General features: G+C 50.9%; 1 protein-coding gene. It reads left to right on the forward strand.

Features of this window, described 5'->3' with window-relative positions; translation table 11 throughout:
* Positions 1-52: 52 nt before the first annotated feature.
* Positions 53-460 (forward strand): recombinase family protein (locus tag B2Q93_RS03905; RefSeq protein WP_286931836.1); only part of this gene is annotated, 408 nt, incomplete at its 3' end.

The raw sequence follows: 460 nt of genomic DNA on the forward strand, positions 1-460 counted from the left end.
CCTGGCCGATAACTTCACCTGATTTTTTTACGAAAAATACTGGATGAAAAGTATGCAAATTGGCTACGTAAGGGTGTCAACAAATGAGCAAAATACCGATCTACAGCGGCAAGCTCTTGAGCGAGCAGGATGTGAGCAGGTTTTTGAAGAAAAGATGAGCGGAACAGTAGCGAACCGGCCAGCCCTCAAAAAGCTTATGCGAACACTCAATGAGGGAGATACGCTGGTGGTGTGGAAGTTGGATCGACTTGGGCGAAGCATGCGCAACCTTGTACTGTTGGTGGACGAACTGCGGCAGCGTGGCATTCACTTCAAAAGCCTGACCGACAGCATCGACACTTCCAGCCCAATGGGTCGTTTTATTTTCCATATCATGTCAGCACTGGCCGAGATGGAGAGGGAATTGATCGTAGAGCGTACCCGGGCGGGACTGGCAGCGGCTCGTGAGAAAGGGCGCATC

It is taken from the genome of Leclercia sp. UBA5958, from assembly GCF_002430365.1.
Classification (GTDB): Bacteria; Pseudomonadota; Gammaproteobacteria; order Enterobacterales; family Enterobacteriaceae; genus Enterobacter; species Enterobacter pneumoniae.